General features: G+C 72.3%; 5 protein-coding genes and 1 pseudogene. 4 read left to right on the forward strand and 2 right to left on the reverse strand.

Annotated features, from left to right (window positions below; translation table 11 throughout):
* Both leuE and AB0C25_RS36380 read right to left on the reverse strand, forming a co-directional pair.
* The coding region (leuE, locus tag AB0C25_RS36375) for a leucine efflux protein LeuE (RefSeq protein WP_357379611.1) at positions 1 to 651 on the reverse strand (651 nt) is incomplete at its 3' end.
* Positions 651 to 1,892, reverse strand: a complete 1,242-nt coding sequence (locus AB0C25_RS36380) for a bifunctional pyridoxamine 5'-phosphate oxidase family protein/GNAT family N-acetyltransferase (protein WP_357379613.1) — start codon at positions 1,890 to 1,892, stop codon at positions 651 to 653. The genes leuE and AB0C25_RS36380, both read right to left, overlap by 1 nt.
* A gap of 36 nt (positions 1,893 to 1,928) precedes the next feature.
* On the opposite strand from AB0C25_RS36380, the gene AB0C25_RS36385 reads away from it, so the two are divergent.
* The 4 genes and pseudogenes from AB0C25_RS36385 to AB0C25_RS36400 form a co-directional block, all read left to right on the forward strand.
* Complete coding sequence (locus AB0C25_RS36385) at positions 1,929 to 3,269, forward strand: aminotransferase class I/II-fold pyridoxal phosphate-dependent enzyme (protein ID WP_357379615.1); 1,341 nt, start codon at positions 1,929 to 1,931, stop codon at positions 3,267 to 3,269.
* Positions 3,270 to 3,591: 322 nt separating this feature from the next.
* Positions 3,592 to 4,296 carry a UdgX family uracil-DNA binding protein gene (locus AB0C25_RS36390; protein ID WP_357379617.1) on the forward strand — a complete coding sequence of 235 codons (705 nt, stop codon included), beginning with the start codon at positions 3,592 to 3,594 and terminating at the stop codon, positions 4,294 to 4,296.
* Positions 4,297 to 4,499: 203 nt separating this feature from the next.
* The gene (locus AB0C25_RS36395; RefSeq protein ID WP_357379619.1) at positions 4,500 to 6,110 is read left to right on the forward strand and encodes a flavin monoamine oxidase family protein; all 1,611 of its coding nucleotides are present in this window, start codon (positions 4,500 to 4,502) and stop codon (positions 6,108 to 6,110) included.
* A pseudogene (locus tag AB0C25_RS36400) lies at positions 6,077 to 6,170 on the forward strand (glutamate-cysteine ligase family protein); the annotation flags it as partial. The gene AB0C25_RS36395 and the pseudogene AB0C25_RS36400, both read left to right, overlap by 34 nt.

Consider the following 6,170-nt stretch of genomic DNA (forward strand, 5'->3'; position numbering starts at 1 on the left):
CGCCACCACCCGTACGCCGGCCTGGAGGAACGCCTCGGCGTTGCCCGCGTCCAGGCCACCGGTCGCGACGAAGCGCAACTGCGGCAGCGGGCCGGTGCCCGCGAAGATCAACGCAGTGAGGTAGAGCGCGCTGGTCACCTGGGCGATCAGCCCGAGCAGCAGGAACGACAGCGCCGGCCAGGCGTAACCGGGGTCGACGAACTGGATGAAGAACGAGATGAAGAACAGGATCGCCTTCGGGTTCAGCAGGCTGATCACCAGCGCCTTGCGGAACGGGCTGCGCATCGCCGCCGGCTCCGCGGCGTCGATGAGCCGCGGCGTGCTCGGGTCGTTGCGGTCGCGCCAGCGCCGCACGGCGCCGAGCAGCATGGTCACCCCGACATAACCGAGGTACGCGGCACCGGCGTACTTGATCACCAAGAACAGCGGGGGGTACGCCTTGAGCAGCGACGCCACCCCGGCGGCGGAGAGGAACATCAGCACCCCGTCGCCGACGAACACACCGCCGGCGGCCCGGTAGCCCACCGCGACGCCTCGTTTGGCCGCGGTGGAGAGCACGAAGAGCGAGTTCGGCCCGGGCAGCAGGATGATGGCCACGGTGCCCAGCACGTACGTCCAGATGTCGGTGATCCCCAGCACGCCCGCCATCATCACGCCACCGGTGCCGTTCGCAGAAGTCTTTCGCGCAGCCGTGCCTGTGCCGTCGGCCACTCGTCGACGGTCATCGCGTACTGCACGGTGTCCCGCCAGGAGCCGTCCGGGCGTTGCCGGTGCATCCGCAGCACCCCTTCCAGGGTCGCGCCGAGCCGTTCGATGCCCGCCTGGGAGCGGACGTTGCGGATGTCGGTGTGCCAGGCCACCCGGACCGCGCCCAGGTCGTCGAAGGCCCGGCTGAGCAGCAGCAACTTCGCCTCGGTGTTGATGCCGGTACGCCACCAGGGCCGGCCGAGGAAGGTGTGCCCGATCGCCACCGATCGCCGCTGCGGGTCGATCTCGTAGTAGGACGTGGTGCCGACCACCGCCCCGGTGCTCGCGCACCGCTGCACCCAGGCCACCCGCTCGCCACGGTGCTGGGCGGCCAGGGCGGTGCGGATCACCTCGGCCGTCGCGGCGGGCGTGGTGGGCAGCGCGACGCTGAGGTGCCGCCACACCTCCGCGTCCGCCGTGGCGGTGTGCAACTCGTCGGCGTGCGCCAACTCCAACGGCTCCAGCCGGACGTGCTCGCCGTGCAGCGGCACCGGGTCGTGCCAGGGCGTGCGGACCGTGCGGAGGAACGCCGGCAGCGGTGCGGTGACCCCGGCGTCCGGTTCGGGTCGCCCGGCGGTCAGCCGCAGCGGCAGCACGCCGGCCCAGTGCGGCAGGTCCAGGTCGGCCTCGTCCTCGCGGACCCCGCCGGAGCGGGTGCGGACCGACACCTCGTGCAGCGGCAGCGCCAGCACGGCGGTCTCGGCCAGCTCACGCCGGCTGGGTGGGCGGGTGTCCGTGCTGCGCCCCGAGCCGACCTTCTCGACGAGCGCGGTGAGCATGGCGATCTTCTCCCGCTCGTCGGTGACCAGTCGGGCGGTGCCGAGCGCCACCACCGAGCGGTAGTTGGCGCTGTGGTGGAACTGGGAGCGGGCGTAGACCAGACCGTCCAGCAGGGTCACCGTGACGCAGACCTCCAGCCCGTCATCGCGGGCGGCGAGCAGCGGGCCGCTGCCGGTGGAGCCGTGCAGGTAGAGCGTGTCGCCGATGCGGACGTGCAGGGTGGGCAGCACGCGTGGCCGGCCGTCGACGGTGAAGCCGAACGCACAGTGGTACGCCTCGTCGAGCACCGCGTGGGCGGCGGCCCGGTCGTAGCTCATCTTGTCGCGGGAGCGGTGGGGTGTGGTCCGGGCGGTAGGTGGATACATGCGCGCGCCCCTTTGTTCTAGTACAATCTCTTGTTTGTGTCAGCACGCTATCAGCTCAGTGGAACGACGGCCGCCGAGATTTCGGCCAGCATCGAGTCGGGCATCCGTACCGGTGCCCTGCCGCCGGGGGCCGCGCTGCCGCCCGTACGGGCTCTCGCCGCCGAGTTGGGGGTCAGCCCCGCCACCGTGGCCCGCGCCTACCAGGACCTGCGTCAGCGCGGCCTGCTCGCCACCGCCGGGCGGCACGGCACCCGGGTACGTCCGCGCCCGCCGGTGGCCGCCCGCCGCTCCGCGCTGCGCCCCCCGCCGTTGCCCGGCGCCCGCGACCTGTCCCGGGGCGAGCCCGACCCTCGGCTACTCCCGCCACTCGGCCCGCACCTGGCGGCCCTCGCCGCCGACAACGGCCCGTCGGTCGGCTACTCCGACGCCGGGGTGTTGCCGGAGCTTGCCGAGGCGGCCCGCGCCCGGCTGAGCGCCGACGGCGTACCGGCCGGGGAGCTCACCCTCACCGGCGGCGCGCTGGACGGCATCGAACGCCTGCTCGGCGCACACCTGCGCCCCGGTGACGCGGTGGCGGTGGAGGATCCGGGCTGGGCCAACCTGCTCGACCTGGTCGCCGCGCTGGGGCTGCGCCCGATCGGCGTACCGCTTGACGACGAGGGGCCCCTGGTGGCCGGGGTGGCCTCCGCGCTGGCCGCCGGAGCGCGGGCGCTGGTGGTCACCAGCCGGGCGCAGAACCCGACCGGCGCGGCCGTCTCCGCCGCCCGCGCCGAAGCGCTGCGGGCGCTGCTCGCCGGCCGGCGGGACCTGCTGTTGATCGAGGACGACCACGCCGCGGAGCTGGCCCGCGTACCCCTGCACCCGCTGGCTGGGGCGACGTCGAGCTGGGCCTTCGTGCGCTCGGTGAGCAAGCCCTTCGGCCCGGACCTGCGGCTCGCGGTGCTGGTCGGCGACGAGACCACGGTGGCCCGGGTGACCGGCCGCACCCGGGTCGGCGCCGGCTGGGTCTCCACGGTGTTGCAGCGGCTCGTCCTCGCCCTCTGGCAGGACCCGGCGGTCACCGAGCAGGTGCGGCGGGCGGCGCGGAGCTACGAGCAGCGGCGTACCGGGCTGCTGGCCGCGCTGGCCGCGCACGGCCTGACCGCGCACGGTCGCAGCGGCATCAACGTCTGGGTCCCCGTGGCGGACGAGACGAGCGTGGTCACCGCCCTGCGCGACGCCGGCTGGGCGGTGGCCCCCGGCGCCCTCTACCGGATCGCCGCGCCACCCGCTGTCCGCATCTGCGTCAGCCCCCTGGCCACCGAGGATCTGGCTCCACTGGCGGCTGCCCTGGCGCAAGCCCAGAATCCCACCCCGCCCCGAGGCTTCCCGACCTAGCGCCCACCCGCCGCGCGCGTCGGCTGCCGCGGACACGTCGATCGGTGACCCGACGATCCGCCGAAAAGTGCACCATGGCCATGATTCGGGGTGGATTGGATGGGTATGCGGGGCGCCGGAGGTGGGGTCATGGCTTCAGGTGGGGCGCGTAAGGGAGTCTGGATCGCTGTCGCAGTGGCGATCATCATTATCATCATCGTGCTGATCGCGATCGCTTCCGGTGGGGATGGCGGCGGTAACGGGTACTGACGCGGGTCGCGTCGCGCCACCGCGCCGTGGACGTACCGGGCGCGGGGCACCTGACGGGTATATAACAGTCGGCATGGCCGAGCAGACCGGGAGCGCTCCGGGCGCCCAGCGGTTCATCCCGCCCGACGCTGACACCATCGATGACCTGCGTACCGCGGCCGGTGGTTGCCGGGGTTGCGAGTTGTACCGCGACGCCTCGCAGACGGTGTTCGGCCGGGGCGACGAGAGCGCCCGGGTGGTGCTGGTCGGCGAGCAGCCCGGCGACCTGGAGGACCAGAAGGGGCTGCCGTTCGTCGGCCCTGCCGGACGGCTGCTGCGCCGTGCCGTCGACGACGCCGGGCTGGAGCCGGGTCAGCTCTACCTCACCAACTCCGTGAAGCACTTCCGGTTCGAGTTGCGCGGCAAGCGGCGGATCCACCAGACGCCGGACCAGGTGCACGTCACCGCCTGCCGGCCCTGGCTGGTCGCCGAGTTCGCCCGGCTGCGTCCGGAGATCGTGGTGGTGCTCGGCGCCACCGCTGCCAAGGCGCTGCTCGGCCCGTCCTTCCGGGTCACCCGGCAGCGCGGCGAGTTGCTGCCCTGGCCCGAGTCGGCACAGCACCCGGAGGACTTCCGACGGGTGCCGGTGGACAACTCCGGGAAGCGGGCCGACGCGCCCACGGCACGGCTGCTGGCCACCATCCACCCGTCCGCGGTGCTGCGCGCCGACGATCAGGACAAGGCGTACGAAGGGCTGGTCACCGACCTTGCCGTCGTCACCCGGGCCCTCGCCGGGTAGGGACCGGCAGCCTCGTCCGTCCGTCGTGGTCCCGCCCGCCGTACCCGGGAGGCCGGCGACGCTCTGCCGGGTCGGGGAGTCTCCGTCGAAAAATGCCACTGTGGCTGAACGTTGAGGCGATACCCGCCAGAAACGACAATGCGCGATCCGCGTAACAGGTCCTCTACAGACTCACGAGAGTCGATCTTGTAGGGGAGGCCGTTATGAGCGATCAGACACAGTCGATGGTCAGCCGGCGTGGGTTCCTGCGGGCGGTCGGAGTCAGCGGCGGTGCCGGTGCGATGCTCGCCACGATGGGTGCCATGGGACTCGCCCCCAGCGCGGACGGAGCCCAGGTCCCCGCATTCCGAGCGCCGGAGCGATCCGACTTCACCCTGACCGGGCGGTCGGGCGCCAGCGTGGTCGTTCTCGGCGGCGGCATCGCGGGGCTCGCCACCGCGTACGAGTTGGGCAAGGCGGGTTACGACTGCACGATCCTGGAGGCGCGGCACCGCGTCGGTGGGCGGAACCTGACCATCCGGGGTGGCGACGTCGAGACCGACCTCGACGGACGCACCCAGCGGGCCGGCTTCTCCGACGGGGTCTACTTCAACGCCGGGCCGGGTCGGATCGCACAGTGGATGCTCGCCATGGACTACTGCCGGGAACTCGGCGTACCCATCGAGGTCTTCACCAACCAGAACGCCGACGCCTGGATCTACAACGAGTCCGCCGGGATGACCGAGCCGGTCCGGTACCGCACCGCCAAGGCGGACGTGTACGGCTACGTCTCGGAACTGCTCGCGAAGGCCACCGACCAGGGTGCGCTGGACGGCCGGCTGACCACCGACGATCGTGACCGGCTGCTGTCGTTCCTGCAGAGCTTCGGCGCGATCGGCGGGCGGGCCAGCGACTGGGCGTACACCGGGACCAGCCGGCGCGGCTTCTCCGGGTATCCGGGCGCGGGCAACGACGTGGGCACCTCGCTCGGCACTCCGCCGCCGCTCTCCGACGTCTTCGCCAGCAACGTGGGCCGGTACTTCTCGTTCGAGCTCGGCTACGACCAGGCCATGCTGATGTTCCAGCCGGTCGGCGGGATGGACCAGATCCCGCGCGCCCTGGCCAAGGCCGTGGGGCCGAAGCGGGTACGGCTCAACGCCGAGGTGACCGGGGTGACCGACCGGGGCAGCCGGGTGGAGGTGACCTACCGGCAGGGTGGCCGGCAGTCGCAGATCACCGCCGACTACTGCGTGGCGGCGCTGCCGCCGCACCTGATGGCCCGGGTGCCGCACAATCTCGGCACCGAGGTGACCGCCGCCCTGGCCGACTTCCCGGTCACCGCCGCCGGCAAGATCGGCCTGGAGTACCGCAGCCGCTGGTGGGAGACCGACCAGCGGATCTACGGCGGCATCACCGAGACCGACCTGGACCTGTCGCACATCTGGTACCCGTCGTACGGCTTCCACGGCAGGCGCGGCCTGGTCGTCGGCTACTACAACACCGGGGCGAACGCCAGGGCGTACAGCGGACTCGCACCGGAGCAGCGCAGAGAGCGTGCCGTCAGCCAGGGTGTGAAGATCCACGGTGACAAGTACCGCAGCGAGTTGGTCACCTCGTACTCGCACGCCTGGGACCGGACCCCCTACATCGAGGGCGCCTGGACCTCGCCCCGGTACGGCACACCCGGATACAACCTGCTGCTTCAGCCGGCCGGGCGGGTCTACTTCGCCGGGGACTGGCTGAGCCACGAGGTGGCCTGGCAGCACGGGGCGTTCGTGGCGGCCCGCTCGGCGGTCTCCGCGTACGCCCCTGGCTGCCGATGTTGCACGCGATGACCACCAACTCCCCGTTCTCCCGGGGCGAGGACACCGGCTACGCGAGTTGGCGCTCGGTGG

It is taken from the genome of Micromonospora sp. NPDC048839 (genome assembly GCF_040649915.1).
Lineage (GTDB): Bacteria > Actinomycetota > Actinomycetes > Mycobacteriales > Micromonosporaceae > Micromonospora.

Excerpts from the sequence above, each read along its gene's own strand:
- AB0C25_RS36390 (WP_357379617.1), top strand. The coding sequence starts at position 3,592 with ATGGCCGAGCAGACCGGGAGCGCTCCGGGCGCCCAGCGGTTCATCCCG.
- AB0C25_RS36380 (WP_357379613.1), bottom strand. The coding sequence starts at position 1,892 with ATGTATCCACCTACCGCCCGGACCACACCCCACCGCTCCCGCGACAAG.
- AB0C25_RS36395 (WP_357379619.1), top strand. The coding sequence starts at position 4,500 with ATGAGCGATCAGACACAGTCGATGGTCAGCCGGCGTGGGTTCCTGCGG.